This window comes from Pseudomonas sp. GW456-L12 (assembly GCF_059424045.1).
Genome location: NZ_JBWKZA010000039.1, coordinates 17234 through 37234 on the forward strand (window position 1 = coordinate 17234; position 20001 = coordinate 37234).

A 20001-nucleotide genomic window follows, 5' to 3' on the forward strand; every position below is an offset into this window, starting at 1 on the left:
GGGTGGTCCTGGTTCAGGCGAAAGGGGCGCTGGAAACCGTACCGGGAATGGCGGGGCAGGGATTTAGGAGGATTCTGCAAGCGGCGACGCAGTGGCTGATTTGGTTGTAGGAACGGTTTATTGCCGGGATGTTTTTGTTGCCTGGGCGGGCGCTATCGCGAGCAAGCTTCGCTCCTACAGAAGAGCGTTTGCTCGCGATTACGGGTTCAACGCCAGGCGCCGAGTGCTCCGAGGCTGAGCATCACCGCCGCCAGCATCCCCACCAAGGCAAACAGCTGCTGCAACCGCGGCCCCGCCAGGTAACGGGCTACCTGCCGGCCGGCGATCAACCCCAGCACCGCGCCAATGGCGAAGGGTGCGCCCACCGCCCAGTGCATCACGCCGCTGAGGCTGGCGGTGATTACGCTGCCGGCGGACACCAGGGCGATCACCGCCAGGGAGGTGGCGACGATGCTTTTGCTGTCCAGGTTGGTGTAGCGGGTCAGCGCCGGGATGATCACGAAGCCGCCGCCGACCCCGAGCAGCCCGGAGAGCAGCCCCGAGAGCAGGCCGGTGACGGTCAGCGCGCGGGCGCAGGGCAGGGTCCAGCGCAGCCGGCCCTGGAGCGGGTTGAGTACGCAGGGCTGGAAGGCCGCGCGGGGCGCCGGTTGGCCGTGGCGCAGTTCGCGGGTGGCCTTGAGCAGGATGCGCCCGCAGGCGTACAGCAGCACCGCGGAAAACAGCAGGGCCAGCGGCAGGTTCGGCAGGCGGTGGGCCAGCCACAGGCCCACGGGCGCCATGAGGATGCCGATGGCGGCGACAAAGCCGGCGGCGCGGTAACGCACGATGCCTTCGCGCAGCCCCAGCACCGCGCCCACGGCGGCCGCCAGGCCCACCGCGAGCAGGCCGATGGGCGCGGCCTCGACCATGCTCAGGCCGAGACCGAACACCAGCAGCGGCACTGCGAGAATCCCGCCGCCGGCCCCGGTCAATGCCAGGATCGCGCCAATCAGTGCGCCGAGGCCGGCGCCCAGCAAGCTGTACTCACTCATGATTCCGGCAGGTCCGTCACCAGGCTTGGCCGCGCCAGCCACTCATGGCCCTTGAGCATGCCGCGCCAGTACAGCGGCGGCAGGATGCGTTCCTTCAGCCACCAGGCGCGGCGGGTCGGCTGGCGACCGTCCAGCAGCCAGGCCGGAAAGCTCGGCGCGACCTTGCCGCCGTAGGTGAATTCGGCGAGGACGATCTTGCCGCGCTCCACGGTCAGCGGGCAGGAGCCGTAGCCGTCGTACTGGGCCCGGGTCGGCAGGCGCTTGAGGTTCACCAGCACGTTGGTGGCCACCACCGGCGCCTGCTTGCGCGCCGCCGCCGCGGTTTTCGCGTTGCTGGTATTGGTCCCGTCGCCCAGGCCGTGGATGTTGCTGTAGCGCTTGTGCCGCAGGCTGTGCGGTTCAACGTCGATCCAGCCGGCGGCGTCGGCCAGCGGGCTGTTGCGGATAAAGTCCGGGGCGGTCTGCGGTGGCACCACGTGCAGCATGTCGAAGGGCAGCTCGACGCGTTCCTGCTGGCCATCGGCACCGTTGCGGACGAAGGTCGCCCGCTTACCGGGGCCGTCCACCGCCACCAGGTTGTGGCCGAAATCCAGGGCGATGTCGTATTTCTTCACGTACTCCATCAGCGCCGGCACATAGTCCGGTACGCCGAACAGCACGCCGCCGGCATTCAAGAAACGCGTGTTGATCTGCCCCAGCCGGCCGTTGCGCAGCCAGTGATCGCAGGACAGGTACATGGCCTTCTGCGGCGCGCCGGCGCATTTGATCGGCATCGGCGGCTGGCTGAACAGCGCCTGGCCCTGCTTGAGGTTCTGCGCCAATTGCCAGGTGTAGGGCGCCAGGTCGTAGCGGTAGTTGGAGGTCACGCCGTGCTTGCCCAGGGTTTCGCTCAGGCCGTCGATGGCGTTCCAGTCGAGTTTGAGGCCCGGGCAGACCACCAACTGGTCATAACCCAGCACACGACCGTCGTTAAGCAGCAGGGCGTTGTGCTCCGGCTCGAAGCTGCTCACCGCCGCCTGAATCCACTTCACCCCCTTGGGAATCAGCGAGGCCATGCTGCGGGCAGTGTCTTCGGCGCGGAACACCCCGGCGCCGACCAGGGTCCAGCCGGGCTGGTAATAGTGGGTGTCGGCCGGGTCGATGATGGCGACGTCCAGATGCGGTTCGCGGCTGATCAGGCTGGACGCGGTGGCAATGCCGGCCGCGCCGCCGCCGACGATCAGCACCTGGTGGCTGCCGTTGACGGCTCGTGGGATGGGGGAAATGGGGCGCATGGCAGCGTCTCCTGGTGGAGTGGCGTTATAGGTTTTAAAGGGCGTTCAGCGGGATCTTCAGGTAGCTCACGCCGTTGTCGTCGGGCTCGGGGAACTGGCCGCTGCGCATGTTGACCTGCACCGAGGGCAGGATCAGCACCGGCATTTCCAGGGTGGCGTCGCGGGCTTCGCGCATGCGCACAAAGGCGTCTTCGTCGATCCCTTCATGGATATGGATATTGTGGGCGCGCTGTTCGGCGACCGTGGTCATGTATTGCAGCTCGCGGCCGTTGGGCAGGTAGTCGTGGCACATGAACAGCCGGGTCTGCGCTGGCAGGGCGAGGATCTTGCCGATGGAGCGGTACAGGGTGCGCGCGTCGGCGCCGGGGAAGTCGCAGCGGGCGGTGCCGTAGTCGGGCATGAACAGGGTGTCGCCGACAAAGGCCACGGTCTCTTCACCGACCTGTACCAGGTAGGTCATGCACGCCGGGGTATGGCCGGGGGTGTGCAGGGCGCGGGCCTGGAGGTTGCCGATGGCGAAGCGGCTGTCGTCTTCGAGCAGCACGTCGAACTGGCTGCCGTCGCGGGCAAAACCCTGGCCTTCGTTGAACAGCCGGCCAAACACCTGCTGCACCACGGTGATCTGGTTGCCGATCGCCACCCGGGCGCCGAGCTGGGCCTTGAGGTAGGCCGCGGCGGACAGGTGATCGGCGTGCACATGGGTTTCGAGGATCCAGTCGACCTGGGCGTCCAGTTCACGCACCCGGGCAATCAGTTTGTCGGCGGACTCGGTGCGGGTGCGGCCGGACTTGGGGTCGTAGTCCAGCACGCTGTCGATCAGCGCGCAGCGCCGGGTGTCGAGGTCCATCACCAGGTAGCTGATGGTCCACGTCTGGCTGTCAAAAAAGGCTTCTACGCACAGCGATGCGCCGATGATCATGGGGTTCTCCGAGCAATAGGGTGACGCCGGCCAAGGCAGGCAGTCGTCCCTTGGACTGTCAATAAGCGTGCCAACCGGCGCGCGCTGTTTTTACCGCCCATTCATTGAATTCAAAGGCCTGGGGTGGGCGTTCTGGCTGTCACTGTCAATTGTAGGTGGCAGTCGATTGGCAGTTTCTGGCAGAAAATGGCAGAAGCCGGGCCCATGGTTTAAGCTGCCGCGCAACGCCCAGGAGTTGCCATGCCCCAGTCCCCGAATGCCCTCGCCAATCCTGAAATGTTAGCCCTGATGTCCTATCTGGAGCATGACGCGCAGCCGACGATCCTGTTAGACACCGACTACAACATCCTCGCGGCCAACACCGCCTACCAGCGCCAGTTCGGCGTCGAGGGCAAGCCCCATGTCGGCGCCAAGTGCTACCGGGTGTCCCATCAGTTCGCGGTGCCTTGTGACCAGGCCGGCGAACATTGCCCGATGCGCAAGGCCTTCGAGACCCGCTTGCCGGAGCGCCTGCTGCATATCCATCACACCCCGCGCGGGCCGGAGCATGTGGACGTCGAGTTGCGGCCGATCCTCGGCGACACGGGGCAGGTGGTGGCTTACGTCGAGCGCCTGAGTTCGGTGGCGGTGGCCTCGGTGCAGCCGCAGCAGAAGGGGCTGGTGGGGCGTTCGCCGGCCTTCAATGCGGCCTTGAGTGCCCTGCAGCGGGCGGCGCCGTCGCAGATCCCGGTGCTGCTGCAGGGCGAGTCCGGCACCGGCAAGGAGCTGTTCGCCCGCGCCCTGCATGACGGCAGCCCGCGTGCCAGTGGGCCGCTGGTGGTGGTCGATTGCACCGGCCTGACCGAGTCGCTGCTGGAGAGCGAACTGTTCGGCTACGAGAAGGGCGCCTTCACCGGCGCCCTGCAACGCAAGATCGGCCTGGCCGAGGCGGCCCATGGCGGCACCCTGTTTCTCGACGAGATCGGTGAAGTGCCGCTGGCGATGCAGGTCAAGCTGCTGCGGCTGATCGAGTCCGGCAGCTTTCGCCCGGTGGGCAGCCTGCGCACCGTGCATTCGGACTTCCGCCTGGTCTCGGCGACCCACAAGCCGCTCAAGGAAATGGTCGCCGCCGGCACCTTCCGCCAGGATCTGTACTACCGCATCAGCGCCTTCCCGATCCGCCTGCCGGCCCTGCGCGAGCGTAGCGACGACCTGCCGCTGCTGATCGACAGCCTGCTGCAACGCCTGGCGCCGGGCGCGGTGCCGCGGGTTGCGCCGCAAGCTCTGGAGCGCCTGGGCCTGTATGCCTACCCGGGCAATATCCGCGAGCTGCGCAATATCCTCGAACGGGCGCGGCTGTTCAGCGACGACGGGGTGATCCGCGTCGAGGACCTGCCCGAGGAATTGCGCGCCGGCAGCGGCGCCGCCACAACGCCGCCGAGCCGGCGCCGCGCGGGCAAGGACCTGGAACAACTGGCCCACGCCCTGGAAGTGTTCGAAGGCTCGCGCAGCGAACTGGCCAAGGCCCTGGGCCTGAGCGAGCGCACCCTGTACCGACGCCTGAAGGCCCTGGGCATTTCCTGAGCCACGCCATATCCCGGCCCTGCTCAATGCTTGTGTAGCCGCTGCCGAAGGCTGCGATCGAGCGGCCCGCTCGTGGCGATCTTGCTGGCGTTGGAGACCCTGCGGGTCTATCGCAGGCTGCGCCAGCGGCTACAGGGAGGCTGCGACTCCCTCGATATTCCGGCCCCGCGCAATGCCTGTGTAGCCGCTGCCGCAGGCTGCGAACGAGCGGCACGCTCGTGGCGATCCTGCTGGTGCTGGAGACCCTTCGGGTCTATCGCAGGCTGCGCCAGCGGCTACAGGGAAGCGCTTCGGCGGTAAGGGGGTATTAGCTCCAGGGCACGATGGCGATGCGCCGTGGTCGTAGTTTCTGCCCGCCTTTTTTCGACGTCACGCCAGTGGCGCCGGGCCTTTGAGGAGTCGCCATGAGCCAGGATCTACTCGCCACCGAAACCAATCGCCGGCAGTTGCAGCAGATCATTTCCGGACTGTCCGACGGGGTCATCCTGCTCGAGGCGGACCGGCGCATCGTCTGGGCCAACGAGGCGGCGCTGGCCATGCACGGGGTCGAGGAGATCGCCGAGCTGGGCGCCGACGACCGCCAGTACGCCGAGCGTTTCGCCCTGCGTTATCGCAACAACCACCCGCTGGCCCTGGACAGCTACCCGATCAACCGGGTCGCCGCCGGGGAAACCTTCAGCGACGTGGTGGTGGAGGTGCGCAGCGGCGAGGGCGAGGAAGAACGCACCTGGGTGCACCGGGTGCGCAGCATGATCCTCACCGACCGCGCCGGCGAGGTGGAATCCCTGGTGCTGATCCTCAGCGACGCCACCGAGTGGGCCAGCGCCGAACAGCGTTTCGAGAAGACCTTCAATTCCAACCCGGCGCCGGCGGTGATCTGCCGCCTCAGCGACTTGCGCTACATCAAGGTCAACCAGGGCTTCCTGGAAATGACTGGATATGCCCGCGACCAGGTGATCGGCCGCTCGGTGTACGAAGTGGATGTGCTGGAGGGCGCCGAGCGCAAGGACCTGGCCATCGAACGCCTGAACCAGGGCGCGACCATCCCGCAGATGCAGGCCGAACTGCGCCTGCCCGAAGGCGGCAGCAAGCTGGTGATCGTCGCTGGCCAGCCGCTGGATATCAACGAAGAAGACTGCATGCTGTTTTCCTTCATGGACCTGGAGCCGCGGCGCAAGGCCGAGACGGCCCTGCGCCAGAGCGAAGAGCGCTTTGCCAAGGCGTTTCGCCTGACGCCGGTGCCGACCCTGGTCTGCGGCGCCGACAGCCAGCAGATCGTCGACGTCAACGAGGCCTTTCTCGACAGCACCGGTTATGCCGCTGAGGAGCTGCTGGGCAAGACCGTGGAAGAAGTCGGTTTCATCGCCAGCCCGCAGGCCTGCGCCAGCCTGTTCGGCGCCCTGGAGAAAAACGCCGATGTGCGCAACGTCGACCTTCGGGTGGCGAAGAAGGGTGGTGAATTGCTCGACTGCGTGGTCTCGGCCGACACCGTGGATATCCAGGGCAAGCCCAGCTATCTGCTGGTGCTGATGGACATCACCGAGCGCAAGCGCTCCGAGCTGGAGCTGGTGTCGGCGATCGAGGAGGTGATGCGCGATGCCTCGTGGTTCAGCCAGACCCTGATCGAGAAGCTGGCCAATGTGCGCAGCGCCAACCAGGCCGAGCAGCCCAGTGCGTCCTTTACCGACCTGACCGCCCGCGAGCGCGATGTGCTGGGGCTGATCTGCGAGGGCCTGGCCGACAAGGAGATCGCCGCCCGCCTGCAGCTGGCGCCCAGCACGGTGCGCAATCACGTGGCCACGGTGTATTCCAAGCTGGCGGTGCACAGCCGTGCCGAGGCCATTGTCTGGGCTCGCGAGCGCGGGCTGTTCAGCGGCGACCGTCGCGGCAAGGCTCAGCGCTGAAAGGTACAGCGCTGACCGGTGCAAATGCACCAGTGCCACCAGTACAAATGGCGCTTCTGCGGCGTCACGGGGTTTCTTAGGCTGGGTGAGGTGCGGTGCCGTGGCGGACACGGGCCATGTACCGAACACCATCAGCTGAAGGAATGCACGATGCGTAGCGAACAGATCAAAGGTGCGGTGGGCACGGCGGCCGGCAAGGCCCAGGGCGTGGTAGGCGAGCTGCTGGACGATCAGCAGATGCGCCTGGAGGGGGCGGCCCGCCAGGCCGCCGGGCAATGGCAGGAAACCTATGGCGATGCGCTGGACAGCGTCTCCCGCTTTGTCCGTGACAAACCCTTGGCCAGCGTCGCCATCCTCGCTGGGATCGGCCTGCTGGCCGGCCTGTTATGGCGTCGCCGCTGAGGAAGGCCTGGGTGATTTCCCGGGCGCAGTTGCGCCGCTACATCGAACAGGGCTTCGCGCCCCTGGCCTGTGCCTTCAGCACCGGCTCCGACTCCACCTTCACCCTGCGGATCTACGAACCGCAAAGCGGCCGGGTCGACCTGGTGGTCACCGGCATCGACCCGCGGCTGCTTGAGACTGAGGCGGACGTGCTGGCGATGATCGAGGAACTGCGGTACGAGTTGCGCAGCAACTCCATCAGCCTGCTGCATTTGTCCTGAAGTTCACCCGGTCCCTTGTAGGAGCGAGCGTGCTCGCGAAAAAACTCAAGACACTGCGGTGCTTCAGACATGCTGCGTTATCGTTGGCCTCCATCGCGAGCAAGCTCGCTCCTACAAGAGGTTGCGTTCAACGGAGCAGGGCCCGCGTTTCAGGTCTTGGCGATCAAACTCGGCCGGCAATCGAGGCTCAGGCGCGCGCCGCCGCGGTCGCTGCTGCCGACGTCGAGCTTGAAGCCGTGCAGGCTGACGATGGCGGCGACGATGGACAGGCCCAGACCAAAGCCGCCGTGGGAGTTGCTGTCGTCGACCCGGTAGAAGCGCTGGAACACCGCCTTGCGCTCGGCCTCGGGAATGCCGGGGCCGGAGTCGAGGACTTCCAGGCGCGTGCAGCCGCCATCCTCGACACCGCGCAGAATCACCTCGCCGCCCGGCGGGGTGAACTTGATCGAGTTGCTCAACAGATTGGCCAGGGCCTCGAACAGCAGGGCGCGGTCGCCGGTCAGGCTCGGCAGCGCGGCGGGCACATCCAGGATCAGGGTCAGCTGGCCTTCCTCGGCCAGAGGCAAATAAAAGTCATACAGCTCGCGCAGCAGCGGCAGCGGATCGAGTTCGACAAACCCCGAGCGGCGCTGGTGATCCTCGATCTCGGAAATCCGCAGCAGGCCGCGAAAACGCGCCATCAGCCGGTCGGCCTCGGCCAGCACCTGGTCCAGCTGCAAGGCTTCCGGCGTGCCCTCGACCGCCTGTTGCTGCATGCGGTACAGCTGGGCGCGCAGGCGGGTCAGCGGGGTGCGCAGGTCGTGGGCGATGTTGTCGCACACGCCCTTGACCTCGTTCATCAGTCGCTCGATGCGGTCGAGCATGGCGTTGACAATGGCCGCCAGCATGTCCAGCTCGTCGCGGCGGTTGGACAGCGGCAGGCGGTGGGTCATGTCGCCGGCGACTATCGCCTCGGCGCTGGCCTGCAGGGCGCGAATGCGCCGCAGCGGTCGGCGCCGGAGCAGGTGCCAGCCGGCGGCCCCGGGAATGATGGTCAGCGACACGCCCCACAGCAGCGCGTGGAGGATGATCCGCGTCACCGCGAACAGCGAGCCGTTGTCGCGCACCAGGATCAGCCAGCGGCCATCGCGGGTGTAGGTGGCCACCGCATCGCAACTGTCGCGGGGCAGGTTGGGGTCGTCGGAGTCGATGCAGCTCTTGAGCTCGTGGATCTGCCCGTCCAGCGGCAGGTCGTCGGGGATCTCGCGGATCGGCCCGCTGAGGTAGCGCCGCCGCTCGTCGAACAGGCCGTAGGCGTCGATGGCGCGCATGTCGAAGGTCATGCTGGTGGTCAGGGCCTCTTCCAGCTGCTCGCCCTGGAAGCGCGCGAACAGGTGCTGGCGCTGCATCAGCGAGTGCTTGGCCAGGCTTTCCAGGTAGCCGGACACCTCGTAGTACATGACGCCCATGAGGATGCAGCTCCAGGCCACGAACAGTGAGCTGTAGAGCGCCAGCAGGCGGCTGCTGGAGGAGCGCCAGCCCTTAGAGGGGTTCAGCAATGACATAACCCGAGCCTCGCACGGTGCGGATCAGCGGGGTCATGCCGGGCGGATCGATCTTCTTGCGCAGGCGGCCGATATGCACGTCGATCAGGTTGGTGCCCGGGTCGAAGTGATAGCCCCAGACCTCCTCGAAAATCATCATCCGCGAGAGGATCTGGCCGGTGTTGCGCATGAGGAATTCCAGCAGCTTGTATTCGGTGGGCAACAGGCTCAGCAACTGGTCGGCGCGGGTCGCTTCGCGGCTGATCAGGTTCAGCTCCAGATCGGCGACCCGCAGGCTGGTTTCGAATTCCTGCACCGTGCTCTTGCGCCGCAGCAGCACTTCGACCCGGGCCGCCATTTCGTCGGAGGCGAAGGGTTTGGTCAGGTAGTCGTCGCCGCCGGCGCGCAGGCCACGCACGCGTTCGTCGACGTCGGACAGGGCGCTGATCATCAGGATCGGCGTCGACACGCCGATGGTGCGCAGGGTGGTGACGATCGCCAGGCCGTCCAGCTCCGGCAGCATGCGGTCGAGGGTGATCAGGTCGTAGTCGCCGCTGACGGCGCGCACCAGGCCTTCGCGACCGTTGTCGACCCAATCCACGTCCAGCCCGTGGCTGCTCAGTTCGGCCACGATTTCGCGGGCTGTTACGGCATCGTCTTCGATGGTCAGAATGCGGGTCATAGGGGCTTACCTGATTGGGATTTCATGACACAGGCCGGCATTTTGCCAAGAAATGGCCGCGGGCTTTCTAAAAAATCTTTCATCTTCGCGCCAGTGCCCTGGCCAACGCAGGGTAGCAGGCGGGCCGGGTCGGGCATTCGTTGATATCATCCAGCTATTACTGGCTGGCAGGGACGCTACGCAATGCACCGACCTCATGACCTCGACTGGAAAGCCCTGGGCATTTGCCTGTTACTGCTGGCGGCGGCCCCGGCGTTCGCCGCCAATCAACCCTGCTCCGGCAAGAAGGGCGGGATCGCCGGTTGCGACGGCGAGCTGTTTTTGTGCAACGACGGTTCCATCAGCGGTTCCAAGAAGAATTGTTCCGCGCGCTACGGTGACTCGGGCCAGGCGGCGCGTCCACAAAGCCTGTTGCGCAGCAGCGACGGCTGCTCCTGTGGCAGTGGCAGTTTCTGCACCGGGCCACGGGGCGGGGTCTATTGCCTGACCCCGAGCGGCAGCAAAAGCTACAAGCGCAAATAACCCGCGCTGACACCGATTGGACAGCCCCGGGCACCTCTACTAGCGTTGCCGGCACGGCACCGCCGGGGGCCATTATCGGGGACAACACGGATGGACAAACAGCAAGCCAAGCGCCAAGTCATCGCCAGCCTCGAGGCCGGGCGCTCCAAGGGCGAAACCTTTGCCGCGTTCGCCGGCAGCGGGATCAAGGAGCGGCTGCTGGCGTTCTGGATCGCGGCCTATTCCGACTCCGCGCTCTATGCCCGGCACCGGCGCAAAATCCAGATCCTGCTGGCGGTGATGTTGCTGCAGGCGGTGGTCGGCGCGGTGGCCGGGTTCTTCCTCGGCTCGGCCATCGGCCCCAAGTCTGCCTGGGTATTCGCGCTCTTGGGTGGGGTGGTGCCGCTGCTGTTTGCCTGGGGCTTCCATAAACCTTCGGCGAACGCCTACACCTTCTATGCCCTTCTGACCCTGTCACAATTCCCGCGGTTGTTCGAAGGTTATACCGAGGACCCGTTGGGGACCCTGATCGGCGCGGCCATTACCTTGGGGGTGGTGTTTTTCGCGATGTACGTGCGCAGCCTGATCTTTCCGGATTTCGCTTTCATCGGGCCGCGCAAGGTCAAGGGCCGCTACGTGTTTTCCAGTTAGGGCAGGGCGGCGCAAGGCGCATTCCAGAGCCTTGCGCTTTGCTTGGCCCAGATCAATGTTGTTGTTCGACAAACCTACTAGATTGGCCCGGTGTTCAGCCCCGAGGAGCTGGCGTCGCGCAACCGTGATCAGGGTCGATGACCAGGTTCACGGCGATGCACAGCAGGACGCTGGCATTCCTCTTCACTCAAGGACGAATTTCCTGATGCGCCATACCGAACGAACCTTCGATATCCAGCCGCTGCAACAGGCGGATATGACCATCAGCCTCAATGGCCAGCCGGTGACGGCGGCGATTGGTGAAACCGTACTCAGCGTCATCCAGTCCCTCGGGCTGCGTCAGGTGGCGCGCAACGACCACGGCCAGCTGGCCGGCGCCTATTGCGGCATGGGCGTGTGCCATTGCTGCCTGGTGCAGATCGACGGCCGGCACAAGCGCCGGGCCTGCCAGACCCAGGTGCGGCCAGGCATGCAGGTACAGACCGAGGTCAACCGCATCATTGCCGCGCAGGAGGTGCTATGAGCCTCAACCCACTGATCGTCGGCGGCGGCCCCGCGGGCATGGCCGCGGCCATCGAACTGGCCGAGCACGGGGTGCGCAGCACCCTGATCGACGAGGCCTCGCGCCTGGGCGGCGTGGTCTATCGCGGACCGCTGCGCGACGGCGTGCAGTTGGACTATCTGGGGCCGCGTTATTGCGAGGCCCTGGCGAAACTGCACGGCGCCTTTTCCGACTGCGAACAGATGATCGATGTGCGCCTCAACCACCGGGTGGTGGGGGCCGAAGGCAAGGGCAGCCTGGTCCTGCTGGATGCCGACGAGCAATTGCAGGAAGTGGCCTATCCGCAGTTGCTGCTGGCCGCCGGTTGCCATGAACGCAGCGTGCCGTTTCCCGGCTGGACCTTGCCCGGGGTGATGCTGCTGGGCGGCTTGCAGTTGCAGATCAAGAGCGGCGTGGTCAAGCCGCGCGGGCCGGTGGTGATCGCCGGCAGCGGGCCGTTGCTGCCGCTGGTGGCCTGCCAGCTGCACGCCAGCGGCGCGAACGTGGCGGCGGTCTACGAGGCCTGCACCTTTGGCCGGATCGCCAAGGAAAGCCTGGCGCTGCTGAACAAGCCGCAGCTGTTCCTCGACGGCCTGAGCATGCTCGCCTACCTCAAGCTGCACCGCATTCCTGTGCATTACGGCTGGGGCGTGGTCGAGGCCCAGGGCGCGGGCGGGCTGGAAAGCGTCAGCGTGGCGCCGTACTCGGCGCGCTGGGAGCCGGACCTGAGCCGCCAGCAACAGGTCGCCGCGCAGACCCTGGCGGTGGGCTACGGCTTTATCCCGCGTACCCAGCTCAGCCAGCAGATGGGCCTCAACCACGGCTTCAGCCATGACGGCTACCTGCGGGCCACGGCCAACGTCTGGCAGCAAAGCAGCGAGCCGCACATTCACCTGGCGGGCGACATGGGCGGGATTCGCGGCGGCGAGGCAGCGATGCTCACCGGGCGCATCGCCGCGTTGTCGATCCTGATGCAGCGCGATGTGCTGAGCAACGAGGAGGCCCTGGCGCGGCGCCAGAAGTACCAGAACAAACTGGCCTCCATCACCCGTTTCCGCGCCGCGGTAGACCGCTACACCGAACGCGGCACCGGGCAGATCGAACTGCCGGCCGCCGACACCCTGATCTGCCGTTGTGAACACGCCACCCGTGGCGATATCGACCGCGCCCTGGAGCAGGGCGTGCAGGACATGGCCAGCCTGAAGATGCGCACCCGGGTGAGCATGGGCGACTGCCAGGGCCGCATGTGCGTGGGCTATTGCAGCGACCGCCTGCGCCAGGCCACCGGGCGCCAGGACGTGGGCTGGCTGCGCCCGCGTTTCCCCCTGGACCCGATTCCTTTTTCCGCCTTCCCTCAACCGAGCAAGGATGCTGTGAATCATGAGTAAGTTCTACGACGTGGTCATCGCCGGCGGCGGTGTGATCGGCGCTTCCTGCGCGTACCAGTTGTCCAAGCGCAAGAACCTGCGGGTGGCGTTGATCGACGCCAAGCGTCCGGGCAATGCCACCCGCGCCTCGGCCGGCGGCCTGTGGGCCATCGGCGAGTCGGTGGGGCTGGGCTGCGGGGTGATCTTCTTTCGCATGATGTCGGCGCGCAACAAGCGCCAGGCCCAGGGCTCGGCGGTGCTGGTGGACTCCAGCACGCCGCATATCCTGCCGCAGTCGTTCTTCGACTTCGCCCTGCAATCCAACGGCCTGTACCCGCAGTTGCATGAAGAACTGCGCGAGCGCCACGGCATGGACTTCAAGTTCGAGCGCACCGGGCTGAAGTTCGTGATCTACGACGACGAGGACCGGCTCTACGCCGAGCACATCGTGGCCTGCATCCCGCACCTCTCCCATCAGGTGCGCTGGCTCGACCAGGCGGCGCTGCGCCAGGCGGAGCCGAACGTCAGCCATCACGCCCAGGGTGCCCTGGAATTCCTCTGCGACCACCAGGTCAACCCGTTCCGCCTGGCCGACGCCTACACCGAAGGCGCGCGGCAGAACGGCGTGGACATGTACTTCAACACCAACGTCACCGGGGTGCTGCACCAGGGCAGCCGGATCAGCGGGGTGCAGACGGCGGAGGCGGGGCTGTTCCATTGCGACACCCTGATCAACGCCGCCGGCGCCTGGGCCGCCGAGCTGAGCCTGCAAGCCACCGGCGCGAGCATTCCGGTAAAACCGGTCAAGGGCCAGATCCTGCTCACCGAGCGCATGCCGCAACTGCTCAACGGTTGCCTGACCACCAGCGACTGCTACATGGCGCAGAAGGACAACGGCGAGATCCTGATCGGCAGCACCACCGAGGACAAAGGCTTCGACATCAGCACCACCTACCGGGAAATCCAGGGCCTGGTGCAGGGCGCGGTGCGCTGCGTGCCGCAGCTCGAACAGGTCAACCTCAAGCGCTGCTGGGCCGGCCTGCGCCCGGGCTCGCCGGATGAACTGCCGATCCTCGGGCCAATGTGCGGGGTAGAGGGTTACCTCAATGCCTGCGGGCACTTCCGCACCGGCATCCTGACCTCGGCGATCACCGGCGTGCTGCTGGACCGGCTGGTGAACGAGGAGGCGTTGCCGCTGGATATCACGCCGTTCCTTGCCGAGCGCTTCGGCTTGCAGGCGGTGGCGCCGTTGCAGGTGGCGCTGGCCTGAGGCATCGCGTCTCCCTGAAGTTTTTCGCGAGCAAGCTCGCTCCTACAAAGGTCGCGTTGTACATGAAGTCGAGAACGACGCAGTCCTCTGTAGGAGCGAGCTTGCTCGCGATGAGCGTGAACGGTGACGCGGTGCTGCGGTAACACCGCGCCGCCTGGTGGCCTCAAACCATCGGCGTGCTGACAAACAACGCCAACCCTTCCGCGTACTCCGCAAACGCCTTGACCCTTGGAAACCGTGCGGTATCCAGATGCTCGGCCACCAGCAGTTGGGTAAAGCTCCAGGCCACGGCCAGGCTGATACCGGCCTGATCGATATCGCCATCGGTGGCCAGCGGGCGTTTCTCCAATTCTTTTTCCAGCTCGCCATAAGCCGCCGCCAGCTGCCCGCGAACCCGCTCCAGCCACGGTTCGTGCCGCTTCTCGGCGGGGCGCAGTTGGTACTCGTAGTAGATCTGCACCGACTTCTCGCACGCCGCCAGCGCCAGGCCGATCAGCCGCAGGTCGTGGGCCCGCGCCTGGGGCGCCGCCGGCAACAGGCTGCGGCCGGCCAGGGCTTCCAGGTAGTCGATGATCAGGCACGAATCCATCAGCACCGTGCCGTCGTCGCAGATCAGGGTCGGCGCCTTGACCACCGGGTTGATGCGCTGGAACTGCTCGAAAGTGCGAAACACCGACAACGCCTCATGCTCGAACGGGATCTCCAGGCGCTTGAGGGTGAGGGCGACACGGCGAACATAGGGTGAATCGAGCATACCGATGAGTTTCATTGAGCATTTCCTTGTGCGGAACAACGAGACAGGGGGAGGGCCGCGGCTAATTTAGCGGCAAATGTTGGGGGTTGGCTATCGGGGGCTGGTGATTGCTGTCAATCACCGATGACGGGTATTCCAGGTGCAATAAGACGAGGGTGAAAGTTTTCGGATGGCTGTCGGCGCAACGTTCGCGAGCGATTTGAAAACATGAGGCTGGTTATAAGCGTCGGATGTTGTACAAGGCCCGCCAAGTACTCCTATCTATATACCGTTGATAATGGTTGAAAACCCGCAGCCTGATATTGCGCTGCGGGTTTAAGTGTCCGAAACAGTATTGAGCCAGTTCGACTGTTTCGGTTTGACAGGCTCGATAAAACGCCGTGCATCTCAATCCGCTTGTTTATTTCTCACTCCAGGCGATTGCCTTATTGAACGCCTCATAGGTTTCCGACTCGGCAAACTCCGCGGTCGGAACGATCTTCAGTGATTTCAGCAGGTCCTCGACATTGTCCTGCTGCCCGACTTGAACAAAGAACTGCTGGATACTGCTCATCTCGCTGTTGGTCAGGCTGCCCAGGAAGTTCTTTCCCTGATAGTTCTCGGCTACATAAAAGCTGTAGTTATTGTTGCCAACCCTGGACTTGTATATCGACGTCAGGCCACCGGCGCCCAAGGTGATTTTACCGTCGCTTTCCTCTTTCATCTCCCGGGCGATAGTGTCGTGATCCGTTTCTCCCGCATTCTTGGTGCCGCCGAAAAACTGCGGCATGCCGCCATACACGAGATTGGCGCGTTTAATGGGGAAGTAGAGGTAGCCATTATCCTCGTCTTCGGAATACAGAAGAATTGCGTATGCTTTGTCGGTCATGATGCGCTCCTTGCGTGAGTTTGAACCTCAAACTTCCCTGGCACTGCGAGGGACTTGTCCTGATGCCCATGACCAGCACTTGATTGAACGGCGCAAGCACGAGTGTGCTGTGGAGCATCCGTTACCCAGCGTAGGTGAGCGATGTAGCCGGTGCCGGTCTTTCGGATGAAAAGCATGTCATGGCGCGGGAGCCGCCAGACGGCCTAGGCTCTGTACGAAAAGTGGCTGCGCTCGGCCATGCTGCGTTAAAAACAGGCTCGGAATGCTCATGTAGGTCCCTACACTCCGCTTCCTCGCCTGTTTTTGCCTTGCCTGACCTTCGCTCGCCGACTTTTCGTACAGACCCTGGTAGCGGAGTGCGGCAGCGCTATTGTTTAGGGAGCAATGGCTGAACATCGGCAGGAGAAGCGCTATGCATCCCACCCGAACTGCCCTTGTCCTTGCCGGTGGCGGCAGCCTCGGGGCTGTCCAGGTGGGGATGCTGCGGGCGCTGCTCGAAAAGCACGTGGTGTTCGACCTGGTGGTCGGCGCGTCGGTCGGTGCCCTCAATGGCGCCTACTTTGCCGCCAGGCCCAATGCCCGCGGTGTCGCCGAACTGGCTGATTTCTGGCGCGGCTTGCGCAAGGCCGACGTGTTTCCGTTTTCCTTCATTGATGCGCTGTCTTCCTTGCTCAGGCGTCGCGGCTGCCTGTTGCCCTCGTCGGCGCTGGCGAGCCTGGTGCGCCGGGTGCTGCCGGTGACCCGCATCGAGGACACCGAACTGCCCCTGTATATCGTCACCACCAACCTGCTCACCGGGGCCGAGGAGCTGTTATCCAGCGGCAGCGTCGAGCAGGCCCTGCTGGCCAGTGCCGCGATTCCGCTGGTGTTTCCCTGGGTGCAGATCGGCGACAAGCTGCTGGTCGACGGTGGCGTCGCCAGTAACACCCCGATCGCCGCGGCGGTGTCGCTGGGCGCGACCCGGGTCATCGTGGTGCCGACGGGATTCGGCTGCGCCTGCCCGCGACCGCCGAGCGGCTTGATCGCCCTGGCCTTGCACACCCTGAACCTGATGAGCATGCGCCAGCTGGTGCGGGATATTGAGCTCCATTCGCCACAGGCGGCGATCCATGTGGTCGCGCCCTTGTGTCCGCTGGGTATTTCGGTGTTCGACTTCAGCCAGACCGAGCAACTGCTGCAACGGGCCCACCAACAGACCCTGGCCTGGGTCGAGGAGGGCGGCTTGATCCGTACCGGCGTGCCGGGGGCGTTGCGGGCGCATACACACGCGGCGGGGTGAGGGTCAGTCCTCGAACCCCGCCTGTTCGTGAATCTCGTCGACCTTCAGTTCCAGGCGGTAGGCCACGGCGATGAACAGCGCCTGGCACAGGCACAAGGTCGCGCTCAGGGAGCGGAAGGCGAAGGAGCTGCCTTCGTTGACCAGCAGCACGGTATTGGCGCGCTTGGCCAGGGGCGACAGGTTGCTGTCGGTGATGATCAGGGTCTTGGCCTGATTGTGCTGGGCGATGCGCAGGCAGTGCTGGGTTTCCTTGGCATACGGGGTGAAGCTGATGGCGATCACCAGGTCGTTGGGGCGGATGCTGCGCATCTGCTCGCGGTAGCTGCCGCCCAGGCCCGACACCAGGTGAATGCGCTTGTTGGTGTGCTGCAGGTTGTACACCAGGTAGTCGGCCACGGCGAAGGAGCGGCGCACCCCGACCACGTAGATGTTGTCGGCGTTGACCACCAGGTCCACGGCCTTGTCGAAGGCCGCGTCGTCCAGCTCCAGACCCAGGCGCTCGATGCCCGACAGGGTGGCGTTGATGCACTCGCGCGCCAGATCGCCGCCGCTGGCCTTCTGCGACTTGTTGGCGATCATGCTGCGGATGCGCTGCTGGTAGTTCTGTACGGGGGTGGTCTTGTGGGTATAAGCCTCGCGAAACAGCGCCTGCATTTCGCTGAAGCCGCTGAAGCCGAAGCGCTGGGAGAAGCGCACGATGGCCGAGGGGTGCACCTCGCATTCGCCGGCGATGTCGCTGATGCGGTCGACCATGATCCGGTCGCTCTGCTGGCTCATGTAGCTGGCGATGCGTTTGAGCTGGCGCGGCAGGCTTTCGTATTCCTGGGTGATCAGCTGCAGCAGGCGCTCGGCATTGATCGGGGGGCTGGCGAGGTCGCTGTCTTGCGGGCTCTCGGTCGTGGCCGGCTGATCGGTGCGGGACATAGGCAATCCTTCTGTGCTTACTGGCTTGTACTTAATGGGAGCGGGCTGGTTGATCCACTCCCTGACAATAGGTGGGCTGAGCGCAGTCTACAGGGTCGGCGCGGGGAAAATCTTGAGCCGCGCGGCCACGGGACGCTTGCTGAAACGATGCAGGCTGCCTGGAGCGGCCTTGAGAAAGTTTATTGGAAAAAATATTCCACGTAAAAATTTTATAGAAAAAATATTGATTGGTGCCGGTGAACGTTTTAGTCTGCATCCACCAAGAGCGTTCGGCGCCTTCCTCGGTGCCACGCGCAGGCTGATAAAAATAACAGGAGCCAGCATGGGCCAGACTCGTTTTGCCAGTGGGCGTCAATTGGATCTGATTTGCCTCGGACGCCTGGGCGTCGACCTTTACGCGCAGCAGGTCGGGGCCCGGCTGGAAGATGTCTCAAGCTTCGCCAAATACCTCGGCGGCTCCTCCGCCAACATCGCCTTCGGCACCGCGCGCCTGGGCTTGCGCTCGGCGATGCTGAGCCGGGTCGGCGACGATCACATGGGGCGTTTCCTGGTGGAGTCCCTGGCCCGCGAAGGCTGTGACGTCAGCGCGATCAAGGTCGACCCGCAGCGCCTGACCGCCCTGGTCCTGCTCGGGCTCAAGGACCGCGAGACCTTCCCCCTGGTGTTCTACCGCGAGAACTGCGCCGACATGGCCCTGCGCGCCGAGGACATCAATGAAGCCTTTATCGCCTCCAGCAAAGCCTTGCTGATCACCGGCACCCATTTCTCCACCGACGGCGTGTACCAGGCCAGCCTGCAGGCCCTGGAGTACGCCGAGCGGCACGACGTCAAGCGTGTGCTCGACATCGACTACCGCCCGGTGCTCTGGGGCCTGGCGGGCAAGGCCGACGGCGAGACCCGGTTTGTCGCCGACCAGAACGTCAGCGCCCATGTGCAGAAGATCCTGCCGCGCTTCGACCTGATCGTCGGCACCGAAGAAGAGTTCCTTATCGCCGGCGGCAGCGACGACCTGCTCGACGCCTTGCGCACCGTGCGTTCGCTGACCGCCGCGACCCTGGTGGTCAAGCTCGGTCCCCAGGGCTGCACAGTGATCCACGGGGCGATCCCGGCGCGCCTGGAAGACGGCGCGATCTACCCTGGGGTGCGGGTCGAAGTGCTCAATGTGCTGGGGGCGGGCGATGCCTTTATGTCCGGCTTCCTCAGTGGCTGGCTGGAGGACGCCAGCGACGAGCGCTGCTGCCAGCTGGCCAATGCCTGCGGCGGCCTGGTGGTGTCGCGCCATGCCTGCGCGCCGGCGATGCCGACCCGCGCCGAACTGGATTACCTGTTCAACAGCCCGGTGCCCATCACCCGGCCGGACCAGGACAGCACTCTGCAGCGCCTGCATCAGGTCAGCGTGCCGCGCAAGGCCTGGAAGCAGCTGTTCATTTTCGCTTTCGACCATCGCGGGCAACTGGTGGAACTGGCGCAGAAGGGCGGGCGCGAGCTCAGGGCCATCGGCCAGCTCAAGCAGCTGTTTATCCAGGCCGTGGAGCGGGTCGAGACCGACTTGCGCGCGCAGGGCATCGAAGCCGATGTCGGCCTGCTGGCCGACCAGCGTTTCGGCCAGGATTCGCTGAACGCCGCCACCGGCCGCGGCTGGTGGGTGGCGCGGCCGGTGGAAGTCCAGGGCTCGCGGCCGCTGGCTTTCGAACACGGGCGTTCGATCGGCAGCAACCTGATCGCCTGGCCCCAGGAGCAGATCATCAAGTGCCTGGTGCAATACCACCCGGACGACGAGCCGCTGCTGCGCCTGGAGCAGGAAGCGCAGATCAAGGGCCTGTACCAGGCGTCCCAGGTCAGCGGCCATGAGCTGCTGCTGGAAATCATTCCGCCCAAGGACCATCCCTCGACTCACCCGGACGTGCTCTACCGCGCCCTCAAGCGCCTGTACAACCTGGGCATCTTCCCGGCCTGGTGGAAGATCGAGGCGCAGAGCGCCGAGCAGTGGACCCGCCTCGACGAGCTGATCGAGGAGCGCGACCCCTATTGCCGTGGCGTGGTGCTGCTGGGCCTCAACGCCCCGGCGGCGACCCTGGCCGAAGGCTTCCACCAGGCCGGCAACAGCCGCACCTGCCGCGGCTTCGCCGTGGGCCGCACGATCTTCCACGAACCGAGCCGGGCCTGGCTGGCCAGCGAGATCGACGACGAAACCCTGATCCGCCGGGTACAAGCGACCTTCGTCGAACTGATCGACGCCTGGCGCACGGCCCGCCCCCAAACGCAAACCTGGCACAAATCCCTGTAGC

Annotated in this window: 20 protein-coding genes; 11 read left to right on the forward strand and 9 right to left on the reverse strand. The window is 65.2% G+C overall.

Translation table 11 applies throughout. The features are described 5' to 3' along the window. Window positions 1–206 precede the first annotated feature (206 nt). From AC07Y9_RS28965 to AC07Y9_RS28975, 3 genes are read right to left on the reverse strand one after another with little or no spacing between them, the layout of a single operon-like run. Window positions 207–1031, reverse strand: a complete 825-nt coding sequence (locus tag AC07Y9_RS28965) for a sulfite exporter TauE/SafE family protein (protein WP_102681294.1) — start codon at window positions 1029–1031, stop codon at window positions 207–209. Continuing rightward, window positions 1028–2305, reverse strand: coding sequence for an NAD(P)/FAD-dependent oxidoreductase (locus tag AC07Y9_RS28970; RefSeq protein WP_102681293.1), 1278 nt, complete (start codon window positions 2303–2305; stop codon window positions 1028–1030). Before AC07Y9_RS28970 ends, AC07Y9_RS28965 begins: the two co-directional genes overlap by 4 nt. 34 nt (window positions 2306–2339) lie before the next feature. Then, a complete protein-coding gene (locus AC07Y9_RS28975) occupies window positions 2340–3224 on the reverse strand; it encodes an MBL fold metallo-hydrolase (protein WP_053260713.1) in 885 nt (294 codons plus the stop codon). 240 nt (window positions 3225–3464) lie between these two features. On the opposite strand from AC07Y9_RS28975, the gene AC07Y9_RS28980 reads away from it, so the two are divergent. The 4 genes from AC07Y9_RS28980 to AC07Y9_RS28995 all read left to right on the forward strand — a co-directional run bounded on the left by AC07Y9_RS28980 (window position 3465) and on the right by AC07Y9_RS28995 (window position 7353). Continuing rightward, window positions 3465–4787: a sigma-54 interaction domain-containing protein gene (locus AC07Y9_RS28980; RefSeq protein WP_102681292.1), complete on the forward strand. Its 1323-nt coding sequence runs from the start codon at window positions 3465–3467 to the stop codon at window positions 4785–4787. A gap of 404 nt (window positions 4788–5191) precedes the next feature. After that, complete coding sequence (locus AC07Y9_RS28985) at window positions 5192–6691, forward strand: helix-turn-helix transcriptional regulator (RefSeq protein WP_102690503.1); 1500 nt, start codon at window positions 5192–5194, stop codon at window positions 6689–6691. A gap of 150 nt (window positions 6692–6841) precedes the next feature. Continuing rightward, entirely contained in the window at window positions 6842–7093 is a 252-nt protein-coding gene (locus AC07Y9_RS28990; protein WP_102681290.1) for a CsbD family protein, read from the forward strand. Window positions 7094–7104: 11 nt separating this feature from the next. Then, window positions 7105–7353 carry a DUF1652 domain-containing protein gene (locus AC07Y9_RS28995; protein WP_081002271.1) on the forward strand — a complete coding sequence of 83 codons (249 nt, stop codon included), beginning with the start codon at window positions 7105–7107 and terminating at the stop codon, window positions 7351–7353. Window positions 7354–7502: 149 nt separating this feature from the next. Here AC07Y9_RS28995 and AC07Y9_RS29000 read toward each other — a convergent pair whose 3' ends face one another. Then, window positions 7503–8897 (reverse strand): sensor histidine kinase, encoded by a 1395-nt coding sequence (locus AC07Y9_RS29000; protein ID WP_102681289.1) that lies wholly within the window; start codon window positions 8895–8897, stop codon window positions 7503–7505. Continuing rightward, a complete protein-coding gene (locus AC07Y9_RS29005) occupies window positions 8875–9558 on the reverse strand; it encodes a response regulator transcription factor (RefSeq protein ID WP_007930717.1) in 684 nt (227 codons plus the stop codon). Before AC07Y9_RS29005 ends, AC07Y9_RS29000 begins: the two co-directional genes overlap by 23 nt. Window positions 9559–9741: 183 nt before the next feature. Between AC07Y9_RS29005 and AC07Y9_RS29010 the strand changes: the two genes are divergently transcribed. From AC07Y9_RS29010 to hcnC, 5 genes are all read left to right on the forward strand, one after another. Further along, entirely contained in the window at window positions 9742–10080 is a 339-nt protein-coding gene (locus AC07Y9_RS29010; protein ID WP_102681288.1) for a YdcA family protein, read from the forward strand. Window positions 10081–10170: 90 nt separating this feature from the next. After that, entirely contained in the window at window positions 10171–10710 is a 540-nt protein-coding gene (locus AC07Y9_RS29015; protein WP_102681287.1) for a hypothetical protein, read from the forward strand. Between the two features lie 205 nt (window positions 10711–10915). Then, complete coding sequence (gene hcnA, locus AC07Y9_RS29020; RefSeq protein WP_007930720.1) at window positions 10916–11233, forward strand: cyanide-forming glycine dehydrogenase subunit HcnA; 318 nt, start codon at window positions 10916–10918, stop codon at window positions 11231–11233. After that, the gene (gene hcnB / locus AC07Y9_RS29025) at window positions 11230–12639 is read left to right on the forward strand and encodes a cyanide-forming glycine dehydrogenase subunit HcnB (RefSeq protein WP_102681286.1); all 1410 of its coding nucleotides are present in this window, start codon (window positions 11230–11232) and stop codon (window positions 12637–12639) included. Before hcnA ends, hcnB begins: the two co-directional genes overlap by 4 nt. Continuing rightward, window positions 12632–13888 (forward strand): cyanide-forming glycine dehydrogenase subunit HcnC, encoded by a 1257-nt coding sequence (gene hcnC, locus AC07Y9_RS29030; protein WP_007930723.1) that lies wholly within the window; start codon window positions 12632–12634, stop codon window positions 13886–13888. Before hcnB ends, hcnC begins: the two co-directional genes overlap by 8 nt. 163 nt (window positions 13889–14051) lie before the next feature. On the opposite strand, the gene AC07Y9_RS29035 is transcribed toward hcnC, so the two are convergent. Together AC07Y9_RS29035 and AC07Y9_RS29040 are read right to left on the reverse strand one after the other, a co-directional pair. Beyond that, complete coding sequence (locus AC07Y9_RS29035) at window positions 14052–14657, reverse strand: glutathione S-transferase (RefSeq protein WP_102681285.1); 606 nt, start codon at window positions 14655–14657, stop codon at window positions 14052–14054. 385 nt (window positions 14658–15042) lie between these two features. Next, on the reverse strand, window positions 15043–15510 hold the full coding sequence (locus AC07Y9_RS29040; protein WP_102681284.1) for an NUDIX hydrolase: 468 nt from the start codon (window positions 15508–15510) through the stop codon (window positions 15043–15045). Between the two features lie 412 nt (window positions 15511–15922). Here AC07Y9_RS29040 and AC07Y9_RS29045 point away from each other — a divergent pair, with 412 nt between their 5' ends. Next, entirely contained in the window at window positions 15923–16789 is an 867-nt protein-coding gene (locus AC07Y9_RS29045; protein WP_102681283.1) for a patatin-like phospholipase family protein, read from the forward strand. Between the two features lie 3 nt (window positions 16790–16792). On the opposite strand, the gene AC07Y9_RS29050 is transcribed toward AC07Y9_RS29045, so the two are convergent. Next, window positions 16793–17713 carry a MurR/RpiR family transcriptional regulator gene (locus tag AC07Y9_RS29050; protein ID WP_009043375.1) on the reverse strand — a complete coding sequence of 307 codons (921 nt, stop codon included), beginning with the start codon at window positions 17711–17713 and terminating at the stop codon, window positions 16793–16795. Between the two features lie 87 nt (window positions 17714–17800). Further along, window positions 17801–18037 (reverse strand): hypothetical protein, encoded by a 237-nt coding sequence (locus AC07Y9_RS29055; protein ID WP_124298096.1) that lies wholly within the window; start codon window positions 18035–18037, stop codon window positions 17801–17803. Between AC07Y9_RS29055 and AC07Y9_RS29060 the strand changes: the two genes are divergently transcribed. Beyond that, window positions 18036–20000, forward strand: coding sequence for a bifunctional 5-dehydro-2-deoxygluconokinase/5-dehydro-2-deoxyphosphogluconate aldolase (locus tag AC07Y9_RS29060; RefSeq protein WP_102681282.1), 1965 nt, complete (start codon window positions 18036–18038; stop codon window positions 19998–20000). The two genes, AC07Y9_RS29055 and AC07Y9_RS29060, sit on opposite strands and share 2 nt — an antisense overlap. The last annotated feature ends 1 nt before the right edge of the window (window position 20001 follow it).